Here is a 15,463-nt window from a genome sequence, read left to right on the forward strand (position 1 = left end):
GGATTTAGAAAGTTAATAAATTATTTTAGAGAGAATTTATATCCAAAGGATAAACTAAATACAGATGGATTCTTGCCATCAATAAAATTTAAATATCCATTGACAGCCATAACCCATTTTTGGTATACTACTCCTATTTCTGCAGATGCACCCACATCCATAGAATGAGTAAATTGAGCACAAGGTCCAACTTTCAAATCTAAATTTACTTGTTGAATAGGAATTTTGTATGAAGCATAAACTGGAATTAATAATGTATTCATGTTTTCAGCGCTGGATTTCATACATATAAATGACACACCAGGATCAATAGAAAAGCGTTGAACAATAGGAATAGATAATTGACCTCCAAGATTTAATCCTAATTCATTTGATATATCAGAATTTCCTATTGAAAAACCTATTCTCGGTATAAATTCAATACTTTTTTCTTGGGCAGAAACCATATTTATTTCTATTATGGATAAAAGGATTAAGACTACTGCATATTTTATCTGTTTCATTTTTGATATATTTTTGGAGAGAATAATTTATTAACACTTATCTCGTGATAGTTATTAATTATTCATAGAATCGAAATGTAATCCAAAAATTATCATGTAAGCCATAATATTTTTTAGGTTTTCCATCGCCAGCTATATTTGAATCAGTACAGAGTAAATCTTTACCCCATCCATAATTCATTATGATTTCATCTCTTTTTTCATAAGAAAAGGAGACCTCTATAGTTCTAACATTACCACTCAACAAATTACCATAACGTAAATGTTGAACTCCTGTTTTATCTTTCCCTCCATCTTTTTCAAGTACAACTAGGCCATTGTCCAACTCTTGATTATCAGTCCAAGCATTAGACACACTCCAATCTACTTGTAGTTCATCATTTAATTTCCCAGAAGTAATAGTGTAATGCATTATATTTTGAGATCTACCAATGCCATTAGGTAAAGATTGCCATAAAAATTCTATTTCGCCATTTCCTTTTATCGCACTTTCGTATGTTTCTTTAAAACATATATTTTCTATATATAACCCTTTTCTTTCCAAAGTAGTCCTTTTTGATTTCCGTTTTTCTACAGCATAATCACTATAAAAAAATGTTCCATTTTTATTTACAAATTCACCATTTTCAAAATCAGGAAGTTCATCGTAAGATAAACTACTTTCAGTAATAAGCCAAACTGGATTTTCTTTTAAATACTCATCAGAAACAAGTATTGTATCAATAGAAAACGTTCCATTTAAATTTAATTTTGGACTATATAATTCTGTTCCGTCTTCTGAAGCAAAACCAACAATAGGTTTATCCACACCATTCCAATTCTCAAAATATGGCCATCTGATCATAAAATTGCTATTACCCAAAATAGTGAAAAAATCGTCATTGGACATAGCAATCGATTGTTCTTCTCTTAAATTTGAATAAGTATTTTTTAACGCATCTGCAAAAGAACTAGATAAATCTAAAGTCCGAACTAATTTGCTCTCTTGGGGTTCTAAAATATCATTAAAACGATAAGTTTCTCCTAAACCATATTTTAAAGAACGTTCAACTCCTGTTCTCACTTCCTCTAAAATAGCATCATCCTTTTCTATATATGACACCAATTTTGATATTTCTAAAACATTTAATGGATTTGAAATAGATTTTGTTTCAACTTTCCCATTGATTTGTTGAATATCCTCTGTTGACATTTCTTTTGAGCAAGATACTATTGATCCTGCAAAAGCAACCATTGTTAAAACCTTGAATAATTTCATTTTTACTTTCATTTTACATTATTAAAAACTAATCTCTCCATACACTAAATTTATTCCATCCGTTATAGAAACAGTGCCATTCTGAACAGACTCATCTAAGAATACCGTCCAAGTAGGCGTATTGCCGGTAGATACTGTTTCCTGATAAACAATTTTTCCAGACGCATCCGTCACAGTTACTACTACATCGCCCAAATCTTCTGCAAACTCTAACGTAAGTTCTTTGGTTGTTTCTTCTACATTTCCGATAATCGGTATGATGGAACTTACAGAACGCCCGATTCCCCATTCTCCTATCCAATGAATACCCTTGGAAAATGCAGACCAAGGACATAACATCAAGGCTATCGCCACCAAAAATTTCTTTGTCATATCATTTATTCTTTTTAAATTTCGGGGGCAAAGGAATAGCCTTTTCGGATATAACGCAAAGAAATCTTGTTTTTTATGCAGGACAAGCCTAATTGATAATCAATAAGTTACAAATATCAATCAGGACAAGCAGTTTTGAAAATATATAAGAAATACAATGGTTTACAGACGATTAAGTTCTTTTTCTAATAAAACCTCATATAATCTCTTGTCAGAACCCGTCACAGATAGCATTTGTCGGATACGTGTGTGGTTCTTGTGAGGAGTATCCACTTGTACCCCCAACAGCAGGGCTTCCTGCTTTGCTTCCAGACGGAAGAAGGATAAATAACAATATCGTTTCTCGGCAGGGGTAATTCCCTTGATTGATAGAAAAGCTTCCAGATTTGGATACAAAATATCCAAATAAGCAAATATTTCATTCCACATTTTTTCGGTCAGCAACCCTTTTCCATCGGGGCGTGGTGGTTTGGCGGCTAATTTTCCTATCTTATTGTATAAATCAGAGTGAAGAAAGACAAACAGGGATTGTTTCGCATATTGTTGGTTCAATTCGTTCACTTCTAGCTGTTTTTGTGCATGCTCTTGTTGCAATTGTTTGATCCTTTCTTGGTTGGATTCCTGCGTAATCTTTAATTGTTCATCCAAATTCTGTAAATCGGATTCTAATTTCGACATCCGCATTTTCTTTTCCAAGAGTTCGTGAGTCTGCTGGTTCATCTTCTTGTTTTTACGATCCAATCTATATTGATAGAGCGAAATCGATATCAATAAAAGAAAAGCCATCACGACCAGCCCATTTCGAACTTGATGATACTTGTCTTGCAATCGTTTGTTCTCATACATCATTTGTTTACGGTCGAACAAGGTTTCTACTTCCTGCAAATTTATCTCTTTTCTTGCTAAGATATCTGCTTCGGTAGAATCTGCATATTGCCTCATATATGCCAATGCCTGGTTTATATTTCCTTTCTTTTCTTCTAATTCCGACAAATGATAGTATAACTCGGTATGCGTATAAGGGTTTTCTGTTGGCCCCTTCGCTTTTTCAAAATACTGTTCGGCTTGTTCGATACTATCTGTTTCTAAAGAAAGTCTGCCTAGCGCGGAATATGTATGTGCCGATTCTTCCGGACTGTAAGCAATCGATTTCTGTAAATATGCCTTGGCTATATCCAGTTCGCCTTGCATCGCATAGATATTTCCCCAATTATTATACAATGTTGATAAATCGCTCGAATCTCCCAATGCACACAAGACTGAATCCGCCTGGTGCATATATGCAAACGCAATCTGCATGGAATCCATTGCCGCATACATGTGGGCTGCATTTACTTTGGCAAAAGCTTTACTTCTTTTATTTCCCGCTTTCTCAAAATAAGATGCAGCTTCTAAGAACTTATCTTTTGCCAACTGGAAATCATATTGCTCATAGTATAACTCTGCAATATAGGTATAGATAAAACCTAATAGCTCTATGTCGTTTCCTTCAGAGCAGAATTTGACTGCATCCAATAGAATCTTCAAAGCTGGTTTTATCAATTTTTCCTCCTTTAGTTTCCTGCCCAGATAGTAGTTGGCTAAAGCTTGTTTATGAGAATTCCCTTTCCTTTCCCAATAATACCGGGCCCGATCCAAATCATCCATAAGGGGCAACGGCGTGCCAATCGAATCGGCCAGTTGGCATAACATCAGGCACCAGCGGGCATTGACTTCCGGGCTTAACAGCTCCGGATGGGCAACACTGTCTGCCAACAAGACATGAGCCGCCTCGGGATCAGACTGCATCAAAGGAGCTGCCTGTTCCATCTGCCGGATAGCATTACGGTCTGCTTCATTCGTACAGCCTTGCATGATCCAGCCCAGAGCAATGACTAAAAGTGCCAGGAAGATTCTCATGGGCACAAAGATAGAGCGTTTTTCCCGATTTCCTAAATACGAAAGAGGATAGTTTTCGCACGACAGGCAGCAAGCTCAAAAAGTAAAAACTCAAAAACTTAAAACTTATTTCTTATTTTTGCAGGGTATAACTGAATAATGAATGACAAAATGAAGAACTTGAAAGCATGTTTATGGGCGCTCTCGGCAGGTATTATGATTTGCCTGCTCCTGCCGGCTTGTAAGGAAGAACGAGGCCCATTGAAACGTATCTGGTACAACGGAAGTTATAACCGCGACTTCAACGACTTGAACGATGTACAACTGGAAATGGCCAAGAAGATAGGAATCAAGCCTGCCACAACCCGCGAAGAAGCCGAAGAGGTAAAACACGAAATGGAAGAGATCAAGACCAATGAGTATTACGAGGTAGAAGAACTCACCCACTCGATTCCGTACCTGATTCCGCAAGCCGCCGAACTGTTGCACGACATCGGGAAAAACTTCCAGGACTCGCTGACTAACCTGAATGCGTCTCTCTACAAGGTCAAAGTAACCAGCGTTACCCGCACTATTACAGACGTCAAGAAACTAAAGAAAAGGAACTCCAATTCGTCGGTCAATTCTACCCACCAGTATGGTACGACATTCGATATTTCGTGGGTCCGCTATACGAAGGTAGATGAAAAAGACACCCTGAATATCGATAAAGACGAGCTGAAAATGGTATTGGCCATGGTCTTACGTGACTTGAAACGGGAAGACCGCTGCTACGTCAAGCACGAACGCCGACAGGGCTGTTTCCACATTACCGTAAAAGACGGAGAGTAAAAAAGCAAAACGACAGACCGGCATTTCAGGATTCGAGTTATCCTGATTCGCCGGCTTTTCAACCTTCGCCCCGGCGGTTCCGGTAAAACCACCAGAACAACAGGAAACGGAAGCCGGTCACAATCAGTGCCAACGATAAGCCGGTATAGAAAACAGCAATAAACGAACCGGGCAGCAATTCAAACATCCGCACGCTTATGCCCAATGAAATCATGACGGCGACAATCAGCCAGCTTTTCCAGTCAAAGAACGCAAAGAAAGGATTCTTTTCCGGTTTGTGGATGATCCGTACCGAATGCTTCCGAAACAGATTATGAAAGATAAATCCTAAAAAGACAAAGAAAATCACCAGCATTTCAGAGAGCTTGAACAGGAAATAATCCGGATTGGCCATCCAATACCGGATTCCGATACGCAATACATTGGCTCCCGCCACCACCCAGAAAAGGCCGGCGCAAAGCAATAATGTATTTCTGCTTACTCGATAGGGCATACTTCGTTAAAACAGCTGGATAAACAATAAGCCTAAAACAACCGATACCAGCGTGGAAATTAATCCCGGCATCATAAAAGAGTGATTCAACACGTACTTCCCGATCCGCGTGGTTCCGGTCTGATCGAAGTTGATGGCAGCCACTACGGTCGGATAGTTCGGGATAAAGAAATAACCGTTCACAGCCGGAAACAAGGCGATCAGCATCATCGGCGAAATACCTAAGGCTATGCCCAACGGCAGCATCGCCCGGATTGTTGCCGCCTGACTGAACAACAGGATGGACATGACAAACAGGGCCAGGCCAAATAACCAGGGCATCTGCGTCACGATATCGACAATTCCGCTCTTCAGTTCTGCCATATTACCGGCAATGAAAGTATCGCCCATCCAGGCAATACCGAAGATCGCCACGACTGCCTGCATACCGGCCGAAAAGACCGAGCCTTGTGCCGCCTTGATTCCATCCGTCCGCGTCACCAACAAAATCAGTGCAGCAGCCGTCAGCATCAGGATTTCTATAATATGCGACATTTCCATGACTACAACACCCGATTCGAGTTCAAACCGGGGGCGCAAGGATTCCATCGAACCAAATAAGACAATACCCAAAGTAGCCAGCAGGAACAACGCCACAGCCCAACCCGCTTTCTTCGGATCGGTCACTTCCTTGGCCTTATAATGACCCGACGACAATTCGCCATTGGCCAACCGGCGCTGGTATTCCGGATCGTCTTTCAACTCTTTTCCTACCCGCAGTGAATACAAGGCGCCTGCCAAAACACCCAACAACGTGCAAGGCACCGAGATCTTCAAGATATCCATCAATGAAATATCATAGCCGGCCAGCAAACTCAGCAAAGCGACAGTCGCCGCCGAGATCGGACTGGCTGTAATAGCCTGCTGCGAAGCGATCACCGCTATCGCCATCGGCCGTTCGGGACGTATTTTTGTATCTCGTGCCACCTCGGCTATCACCGGAAGAACTGAATAAGCTACATGTCCGGTTCCCGCCACGAAGGTGAAGAAGTAGGTCACCAGCGGACTCAACAGCGTAATCTGCTGCGGATTCTTCCGGAGCAACTTCTCGGCCCATTTCACCATCAGGTCCAGACCTCCGGCCGCCTGCATACAACTGGCTGCCGCAATGACGGCAACAATCATCAACATCACGTCAATCGGAGGAGCCGTTGGAGCCAATCCAAAGACAAACGTCAGGACAGCCAGTCCGATTCCACCCATCACACCTAATCCAATTCCACCGATCCGGGCACCAATCACGATGGCCACCAGCACGAAAAATAATTGTAACAGCATATAAATAATGATTTAAGCATTGCATGCAACCGGGCGAAATGCCACATTTGTGTTGCGAGTATGCAAATATACGCTATATTTGTAGGATAGACAAATAAACTAATTAACTCAACTCTCGTATGAAAAGAACTTGTATGCTATCCCTGTTGGGAATCGCCGGTTTTCTGACCAGCGTTTCCGCCCAGGTAAGAACGGAGTTCCTGCTGGAAAAAGGATGGAAATTTACCCGTGAAGATAACCCGGAATCCGTCCAACCCGCATTTGACGACAGCCAGTGGCAGTCGGTTACCGTTCCGCACGACTGGGCCATTTACGGTCCTTTCAGCAGTCAGAATGACAAACAGCATGTGGCAATCTCGCAAGACGGGCAAAAGGAAGCCATGGAACATGCCGGGCGAACCGGCGGTCTGCCTTTTGTCGGCGTCGGCTGGTACCGGACCACATTGGATATTCCTCAGTTTACTTCCGGTAAAAAGGCTTTTATCCTCTTCGACGGGGCAATGAGTCATGCCCAAGTATATATCAATGGAAAGAAAGTAGGCTATTGGCCTTACGGATATAATTCGTTCTGGTTCGACATCACGCCCTACATCCAGGCCGGACAAAGCAATACCTTAGCGGTCCGTCTGGAAAACATGCCGGAATCTTCCCGTTGGTATCCGGGCGCCGGTTTATATCGGAACGTACATGTGGTCGTAACGGAAGATGCTTATATTCCCATCTGGGGAACTTACATCACGACTCCGCAGGTGAATGATAAGTTTGCCCGCGTCAGAGTAGAGACAAAAGTCAATCTGCCGGAGCAGGCCGATCCGAGCCAATACCGTATCAAGACCATCTTATGCAAACCTGACGGAAGCCGGTTGCCAGAGAAGATGCAGCCTCTCACCGATATCGTTTACAACAAAGGCGTGATGGTGCAGGAGTTCATCGTCGAAGATCCGGAACTCTGGTCGCCCGAACATCCTACTTTATACACAGCCGTTTCGAATATATATAAAGGAGAAGATCAGCTGAAGGATGAATATACGACACGGTTCGGTATCCGCTCGATCGAAATCATCCCCAACAAAGGTTTCTTCCTGAACGGACAACGTACCGTATTCAAAGGCGTTTGTAATCATCACGACTTAGGTCCGTTAGGAGCTGCGGTCAACGACGCAGCCATCCGCCGGCAAATCCGGATGCTGAAAGACATGGGTTGTAATGCGATCCGTACTTCCCACAACATGCCGGCACCCGAACTGGTCCGCGCCTGCGACGAGATGGGAATCATGCTGATGGCCGAAAGCTTCGACGAATGGGATAAGGCGAAGTGTGCCAACGGTTATCACACCGTGTTTGATGAATGGGCCGAAAAAGACCTGACAAACCTGATCCATCATTACCGGAACAACCCGAGTGTCGTGATGTGGTGTATCGGCAATGAAGTCCCGACTCAATGGGATGAAGGTGGCTGTAAAACGGCCCGCTTCCTGCAAGATATCTGTCACCGGGAAGACCCGACCCGACCGGTTACGCAAGGCATGGATGCTCCGGATGCTGTCGTTAACAACAACTTTGCCGCCGTCATGGATGTCCCGGGCTTCAATTACCGTCCGTTCCGTTATCAGACCAATTACGCCAAACTGCCGCAACAAGTCATTTTGGGAAGTGAAACGGCTTCGACCGTCAGCTCAAGAGGCGTCTATAAATTCCCGGTTGAACGGAAAGCCATGGCCGTTTATGATGACCATCAGAGTTCGTCGTACGACGTAGAACATTGCAGCTGGTCAAACCTGCCGGAAGATGACTTTATCCAGCACGAAGACCTGCCCTATTGCATGGGCGAATTTGTATGGACCGGATTTGATTACCTGGGTGAACCGACTCCGTATTATACCAACTGGCCCAGCCACAGCTCTTTGTTCGGTATTATCGACCTGGCCGGTATTCCAAAAGACCGCTATTACCTGTACCGCTCTCATTGGAATAAAGACGAAAAGACGTTGCACATCCTGCCTCACTGGAACTGGGAAGGACGCGAAGGCGAAATAACACCTGTCTTTGTCTATACCAATTATCCTTCGGCTGAACTGTTCATCAACGGAAAGAGCCAGGGCAAACGGACAAAAGACCTCAGCGTTGAAATAGACAGCAGTTATACCGAAGCGGCTCAAAAGAGCTTCGAACGGCAGAAACGCTATCGCCTGATGTGGATGGATACGAAATACGAACCGGGCACCGTAAAGGTGGTTGCTTATGATGAAAATGGAAAGGCCGTAGATGAAGCAGAAATCCATACTGCCGGCAAACCGCATCATATCGTCCTGACAGCCGACCGCAACCAGCTTCAGGCTGATGGAAAAGACCTGTCGTTCATCAATGTCAAGATTGTGGACAAAGACGGAAACTTCTGTCCAAACGAAACCCGACAAATCAAATTCAAGGTGAAAGGCGCCGGAACCTTCCGGGCTGTAGCCAACGGAAACAGCGTCAGTCTGGAATCGTTCCAGGAGCCACAGATGAAGTTATTCAGCGGACAGCTCACCGCCATCGTACAGTCGGCGGAAGAAGCCGGAACAATTACATTCGAAGCTTCTGCACCCGGCGTAAAGAGTGCGAAACTGACCCTGAAAGCCGAATAAGGTTTTAACAGAAAAGGCACGAACTTCACGCGCAAAAACGGGTGAAATTCGTGCCTGAATTATATCCGGGAACCAGATAATTCCCTTTTGATTATTTACTTCTTTTCATCAGGATAGGTAAACGGGAGGAAACGAACCAGCACCAAAACCGGTATAGCCGCAAACAGCACGACAATGAAGTACTGCGCATATCCTAACCAGTCACTCAAGAAACCACTGATCATTCCCGGAATCATTACGCCTAAGTTCATAATTCCCGAAGCAAAGGCATAATGCGCCATCTGATGTTTTCCGGGAGCTACCTGCTGCATCATAAACAACGTCAGTCCGACGAAACCGAATCCGTATCCGAAGTATTCAAACGTGATGGCACCACCGATCAGAAGCGGAGAATCCGGCTGATAGAAGGCCAGCAGCGGATATACCACGAAAGGAAAGTTAAAGACACAGCACAAAACGAACAAGGTCTTCTTCAAGCCGTTATGGGAAATATAATAACCTGCCAGGAAAGAGCCCAGCACGAAGGCTGCTGCCCCGAACGAACCGTAATACAATCCGATCTGTTGTTCGGTCAAGCCCAATCCGCCATCTGCCAAAGGAGCTTTGAGGAACAGAGGAACGATCTTCATCACCAATCCTTCGGCAAAGCGATACAGAATGATGAAGATAATATATAAGGCGATATACTTCTTCTGGAAGAACGTAAGAATCACTTCTTTCAAAGCTTTCCATGTATCCGATATTGAAGTTACACGGTTTTCAGATACGGCCTTATCGCTCGGAAGCATCTTCCAGTGATACAAGCCTAACAAGACCATGATCGCGCCACAGCAACCCATGATCAGCATCCAGGCATCTACGACTCCGACACGTTCAATCAGATAACCGGCCAGATAAACCAGACCACCCGTCGCTGCCAGTTTGGCCACATTGTAAAACGCCCCTTGCCAGCCGATGTACTTGGCTTGTTCGTCTTTATCCAAAACGGCCATGTAGACACCATCGGTAGCCACATCGTGCGTGGCCCCGCTGAAGGCAATCACAGCCAGTAAAGCAATGGATATCGCAAAGAAGTTAGGCAACTGCAAAGACAATGCCACCAATCCGAAAAAGATACCTGAACAGAACTGTGTCAGTACGACAAAGAATTTTTTTGTTTTGAACATTTCCAGGAACGGGCTCCATAAAGGCTTGATCGTCCATGGAAACATAATCACCGATGTCCAGAAGGCAATCTTGGCATCCGAAACACCCAGCCCTTTAAACATCAGGGCTGTCACCATATTCAATACCACAAAGGGCATTCCCATTGCAAAATATACGGTCGGCACCCAAGCCACCGGTGATATTTTATGTTTTGGCTGATTCGTATTCATCGTTGTTTTTGTTTAGAGTTTATAGCCACTGGTTCATAAATCCATCCATTTCTGCCGCATGTGCTTCCAGGCTCTGCAACAGCTTAAACTGTGCTTTTGTACGAATCAGGTTATGCTTCGGACTGTGAATCTTGTAATACGTATCGCCGTTCAGATAATCTGTCAGGAAGCGGACGGTCTGCATATAAGTCAGCAACCGGCCACCGTAAGGCAACATTTTGATCTCCAACGGAGTCAGAAAATCCTTGGCCTTTTCCATATATCCACGGGTATAAGCCTCGAAAATAGGCAGATTTACATTTACATGATCCAGATTTTCATCATCTTCAGCTCCTGTATTTGCCGCCGTACGGATAAAGTCGCCGATATCAGACAGCACAAACCCAGGCATTACGGTATCCAGATCGATCACGCACAACACCTTGTCGGTATCCGCATCAAACAACATATTGTTCACTTTCGTATCACAATGGTTGGTACGTTTCTTCAGTTTCCCTTCCCGATACAGACGTTCCTGGATACACATGGCCTCAGCCCGTTTCTCAATCTCGTCTACCAAATCTTTCACCTCATCCAGACGTCCGGCGGTATTTGCTTCAACCGCTTCATGGAACTGTTGCAGGCGGAATTCCATATTGTGGAAATTCGGAATCGTTTCACCCAACGTTCCTTCCGGCAGGTCTGACAGCATCAGCTGAAAATCACCGAAAGCCTTACCTGCTTCGTAGGATAATTCCGGAGTAACCTCTTCGTAGCTCTTGCTTCTCGGGATAAACAGGCACACACGCCAATAGCTGTCGCCGTCGAAATAATAATTCTTGCCATCCTTAGTCGGCAAAAAAGTAAGCACTTTCCGGTCGATATCGGTTTCTCCTTTCGCCACCAGCTTCTCACGAATATGCGTTGTTACGACATGAATATTGTGCTGCAACATATCCACATTGGTAAATACCAAATGATTGATCCGCTGCAATACATATTTGATTTCTCCTTTTTCGGTTGTAACTTTTAACGTATCATTGATATGTCCATTACCAAAAGGCTCTGCAGAAACGACTTTTTCCTGCAAGTCGAACTGACTCAAGATGGCCAGCAATTCTTCCTTTGTTTTTGCCATGATATTTGATTTTATACATTATAGGGACAAACTTACAGAAAAAATCTGGAATAACCGCCGATTTGCTGGAGATTAATACAACAAGACTTAATAATTAGAAAGTTAGGATAATTACTATCTGTTACTGTTACATACCCTAAAATGAGCTATAAGGCAACATCCATTTGAGCCGGATAACAACTCCTCTATTTTATTTCTGCCATACATTTGCAACCGTAAAACTCAAAAGAACAGAAAGATATGAAACGAATATTATTCATCAATGGAAGCCCTAATCGTAATGGTAATACCACGGCTATGGCAAAGCAAATGCTCGCAGGCAAAAAATATGAAACATTGAATCTCGTTGATTACAAGATTTATCCCTTGGGACAATCTTTCGATGATGACCAATTCAGCGAAGTTATGCAACGGATACTGGAAGCAGATGTACTTGTCATGGGTAGTCCTGTTTATTGGCACTCCATGACCGGGCAGTTCCGCACGTTGCTTGACCGCATTTATGCAACTCCCCTGAAACATCAGTTAAAAGAGAAAGACCTTTATTTCATCTTCCAAGGTGCCGGGCCGTCATCAGCCATGCTTGAGGCAGGGAACTATACGATGAGTGTCTTTTGTCGTCTGTTCGGTCTGCACTATTATGGCATGGCTACCAATAGTAATGAAGCAGAAAAGTTAGGGATAAACTTATAACGCATATAAATATCAACCAGATTATGGATAAAAAGACAATCGTGGTGGTAGGCGCCGGACAAGGTCTGGGCAACCACATAGCCAAGCGATTTGGAAAAGAAGGTTTTCGTGCAGTACTGATGGCACGCAACGAACAGTCATTACAAGACTACAAACAGCAGTTTACAACCGAAGGGATTGAAACCTATACCTATGCTGTGGATGCGGCCAAACCGGAAACGCTCACGGAAGCTCTCCAATGGGTGCAAAGGACATTCGATGCGCCGGATGTCTTGATTTATAATGTAGGAATCACGACACCCGACGAACCGGGAAAAATAGAGAATCAGGAACTGATGCACCATTATCAAGTAGATGTAGCAAGTGCTTACCATTGTATCCGCCAAGCAGCCAATGAGGAATTCGGACGGAAGAATGGCACCATCATCCTAACCGGCGGCGGACTTGCCCTTTATCCAAGTGCGGCTTACCTGACTTTATCGCTCGACAAAGCTACACTTCGGGCGATGGCGTATGCCTTGCATAAAGAATTGCAATCACAAGGTATTTTTGTCGGTACCGTTACAGTTTGCGGAGCTATCGGTGGAGACGGTTTCTTTGCACCCTCACGCATCGCTGAGAGCTATTGGAAGATGTACAACGAACGAAGTGAATGTGAAATTGTTTACGTAGAAACAAACAAATAAGAAAGGAGGCTATCATGAAAACGAGGCGACTTAGAAATTTGGAGGTATCAGCCATCGGCATGGGCTGCATGGGATTCAGCACAGCTTACGGTAAAATACCCGAAGAAAAAGAATCAATTCGGCTGATGCGTGAGGCACACGACCGGGGCTGCAACTTTTACGACACGGCAGAAATATATGCCACTTACCGAAACGAGGAACTCGTGGGAAAAGCCTTGAAACCTATCCGCAACGAGATCATACTAAGCACGAAGTATTCACCGTCAGCCCTTATGGGACAAGAACATATCGAAGGAGGAAAACTCAGCAGGAACGGACTACGTTTTGCCATTGAGAACAGTCTGAAACGATTGCAGACTGATCATGTGGAGCTTTACTACGCACACCGTGTGCCCAAGGAAGCAGATGTGGAAGAAATGGCAGGGTGGTTTGGAGAACTTATCCGTGAGGGTAAAATCCTAGCTTGGGGCGTATCGGAAGCTACTGTCGGACAGGTGCGTAAAGCCAATGCCATAACGCCGATCACAGCCGTACAAAGTGAATATTCCATGATGGCACGGCAGTGGGAAAACGATGTGATTCCACTATGCCGGGAGTTAGGGATAGGTTTTGTCGCTTACTCTCCGATGGCCGGAGGGCTGCTAAGTGGCAAATATACAGCGCAACAACACTACGAAGGCGATGACATCCGTCGGGTCATTTCGCGTTACAAGCCTGAAAATGTCACGGCCAACCAGCCTATTGTTGATCTTGTGATGCGTTATGCCAAAGAAAAACAATGTACACCGGCACAAATTTCCTTGGCATGGGTAATGAAACAGGAACATATCGTGCCCATTCCCGGTATGCGGAGTGATGCCCGTATTGCGGAAAATTTAGGGGCAGCCGATGTTTTGCTTACTGATGAAGAATATGGCATACTCACCGCCGAACTGAACAAACTGAAAGTGTATGGAAACCGTACGGATAAACAGATTGCTGAATTGGGAGCATTACGCACCAAGCTTTATGGCAGTTCAGGTGTACCCAAGCTGTAGCAGTTTTCCACATGGGTGTTTTTGAGCATTGCCTGGCAGAGAAGCCAATTTGTTTAACTGGTGGTAAAGACTTAATTTTGTACCGTCATGCTAAAAGAATCACAAGTATATAGCTATTGGGACATTGTGTACAGCTGTTTCGTGCCGCACGAGATACTGTCGGAATACCGGATGCCCGTCCATGTTCTTATTTACGTCTATTCAGGAGAAATGGAAGTAGACGAAAACGGACATACACTGAAAGTTGGAGAAGGGAATTACGTCTTCCTCAAACGTGACCATCAAGTAAAACTACTGAAGCATGCCGTGGAAGATGCTCCTTACAAAGCCATCAGCATCCGTTTTGAGCGTAATTTCTTGCGTAACTTCTTTGGTACATTGAACAAGAAAGCGCTGCCTAATGATGTGAGACGTATCCGCGAATCAGCCTTTCTGCTGCCTCAAACACCAGCATTGCAAAGCTTATTTCTTTCACTCTTTCCATATACCGATGCCCATGTCAAACCGAAAGACGAAATCATTCACTTGAAGATGCAAGAGGCTCTTTATTGCCTGCTTGATACAGACGAACGGTTCTACCCTACATTGTTCGACTTCAACGAGTCGTGGAAGATAGACTTGCTGCCCTTTATGGAAGCAAACTACACAGAGGATATGACACTCGACGAATTTGCCACCTATACGGGGCGCAGCCTCTCTACATTTAAGCGTGACTTCGCCAAGGTAAGCGATCTTTCGCCTGAAAAATGGCTTATAAAAAAGAGGCTCGACAAGGCATACGAACTGTTATCAAAAGGAAACATCAGGCCTTCCGATGTATATGCAGCGGTAGGATTCAAGAACCGATCACATTTCTTCAGCGCATTCAAGCGGCAGTTTGGAATATCGCCGGGAGAAATTAGTACAATCTGTTTTTGAAAGTTTTAAATGGAATATCCCGCCATAGCACTTTATTTGACCAGTCTTAAAAGAATCTGTATCATTTTCTTTTCGGACTGGTTTAATTTTTTGCCATAGGTTACTAAAACAAATAAAAAACAATATAATTATTAATTACATCACATTCGTGAATTAATTAAATCACAATTGTAATGCAATCAATTCACCTATATGATTTAATTAATTCACTAATATGAATCAATTAATTATGAATAAGAAAATGATTAATTTTTCCTCACCAAATCATCAATTGGCACCGGAACGAGCTTTCTTTTTCAGTCAGACAGCACAGAAATCTGTTTTGAATCATGCACTTAGGATACTGATCAAGCCCGA

Annotated in this window: 14 protein-coding genes; 6 read left to right on the forward strand and 8 right to left on the reverse strand. The window is 43.7% G+C overall.

The features are described 5' to 3' along the window. Positions 1-20: 20 nt before the first annotated feature. From NEE14_RS05100 to NEE14_RS05115, 4 genes are all read right to left on the reverse strand, one after another. Positions 21-503 (reverse strand): porin family protein, encoded by a 483-nt coding sequence (locus tag NEE14_RS05100; RefSeq protein WP_251966825.1) that lies wholly within the window; start codon positions 501-503, stop codon positions 21-23. Between the two features lie 58 nt (positions 504-561). Beyond that, complete coding sequence (locus NEE14_RS05105) at positions 562-1,761, reverse strand: hypothetical protein (RefSeq protein ID WP_251966826.1); 1,200 nt, start codon at positions 1,759-1,761, stop codon at positions 562-564. Positions 1,762-1,782: 21 nt separating this feature from the next. Beyond that, complete coding sequence (locus NEE14_RS05110; RefSeq protein WP_251966827.1) at positions 1,783-2,133, reverse strand: DUF3244 domain-containing protein; 351 nt, start codon at positions 2,131-2,133, stop codon at positions 1,783-1,785. A 162-nt stretch (positions 2,134-2,295) separates the two neighbouring features. Then, the gene (locus tag NEE14_RS05115) at positions 2,296-4,038 is read right to left on the reverse strand and encodes a tetratricopeptide repeat protein (RefSeq protein WP_251966828.1); all 1,743 of its coding nucleotides are present in this window, start codon (positions 4,036-4,038) and stop codon (positions 2,296-2,298) included. 189 nt (positions 4,039-4,227) lie between these two features. Here NEE14_RS05115 and NEE14_RS05120 point away from each other — a divergent pair, with 189 nt between their 5' ends. Then, positions 4,228-4,842, forward strand: a complete 615-nt coding sequence (locus NEE14_RS05120) for a DUF5715 family protein (RefSeq protein WP_251966919.1) — start codon at positions 4,228-4,230, stop codon at positions 4,840-4,842. Positions 4,843-4,900: 58 nt separating this feature from the next. Here NEE14_RS05120 and NEE14_RS05125 read toward each other — a convergent pair whose 3' ends face one another. Both NEE14_RS05125 and NEE14_RS05130 read right to left on the reverse strand, forming a co-directional pair. Continuing rightward, positions 4,901-5,335 (reverse strand): hypothetical protein, encoded by a 435-nt coding sequence (locus NEE14_RS05125; protein ID WP_251966829.1) that lies wholly within the window; start codon positions 5,333-5,335, stop codon positions 4,901-4,903. 6 nt (positions 5,336-5,341) lie between these two features. Next, the gene (locus NEE14_RS05130; RefSeq protein WP_251966830.1) at positions 5,342-6,652 is read right to left on the reverse strand and encodes an anaerobic C4-dicarboxylate transporter family protein; all 1,311 of its coding nucleotides are present in this window, start codon (positions 6,650-6,652) and stop codon (positions 5,342-5,344) included. Between the two features lie 119 nt (positions 6,653-6,771). On the opposite strand from NEE14_RS05130, the gene galB reads away from it, so the two are divergent. Beyond that, positions 6,772-9,279, forward strand: coding sequence for a beta-galactosidase GalB (galB, locus tag NEE14_RS05135; RefSeq protein WP_251966831.1), 2,508 nt, complete (start codon positions 6,772-6,774; stop codon positions 9,277-9,279). A gap of 95 nt (positions 9,280-9,374) precedes the next feature. Here the strand turns inward: galB and NEE14_RS05140 are convergent, their stop codons facing one another. Both NEE14_RS05140 and NEE14_RS05145 read right to left on the reverse strand, forming a co-directional pair. Beyond that, entirely contained in the window at positions 9,375-10,655 is a 1,281-nt protein-coding gene (locus NEE14_RS05140; RefSeq protein ID WP_251966832.1) for an MFS transporter, read from the reverse strand. Between the two features lie 19 nt (positions 10,656-10,674). Then, positions 10,675-11,772, reverse strand: coding sequence for a phosphotransferase enzyme family protein (locus tag NEE14_RS05145; protein WP_251966833.1), 1,098 nt, complete (start codon positions 11,770-11,772; stop codon positions 10,675-10,677). Positions 11,773-12,012: 240 nt separating this feature from the next. Between NEE14_RS05145 and NEE14_RS05150 the strand changes: the two genes are divergently transcribed. From NEE14_RS05150 to NEE14_RS05165, 4 genes are all read left to right on the forward strand, one after another. Next, complete coding sequence (locus NEE14_RS05150) at positions 12,013-12,465, forward strand: flavodoxin family protein (RefSeq protein ID WP_251966834.1); 453 nt, start codon at positions 12,013-12,015, stop codon at positions 12,463-12,465. Between the two features lie 23 nt (positions 12,466-12,488). Beyond that, on the forward strand, positions 12,489-13,151 hold the full coding sequence (locus tag NEE14_RS05155; RefSeq protein WP_251966835.1) for an SDR family NAD(P)-dependent oxidoreductase: 663 nt from the start codon (positions 12,489-12,491) through the stop codon (positions 13,149-13,151). Between the two features lie 14 nt (positions 13,152-13,165). Beyond that, positions 13,166-14,188, forward strand: coding sequence for an aldo/keto reductase (locus NEE14_RS05160; protein WP_251966836.1), 1,023 nt, complete (start codon positions 13,166-13,168; stop codon positions 14,186-14,188). Between the two features lie 87 nt (positions 14,189-14,275). Further along, positions 14,276-15,106 carry a helix-turn-helix domain-containing protein gene (locus tag NEE14_RS05165; protein WP_251966837.1) on the forward strand — a complete coding sequence of 277 codons (831 nt, stop codon included), beginning with the start codon at positions 14,276-14,278 and terminating at the stop codon, positions 15,104-15,106. The last annotated feature ends 357 nt before the right edge of the window (positions 15,107-15,463 follow it).

This window comes from Parabacteroides sp. AD58 (assembly GCF_023744375.2).
GTDB classification, from domain to species: Bacteria; Bacteroidota; Bacteroidia; order Bacteroidales; family Tannerellaceae; genus Parabacteroides; species Parabacteroides absconsus.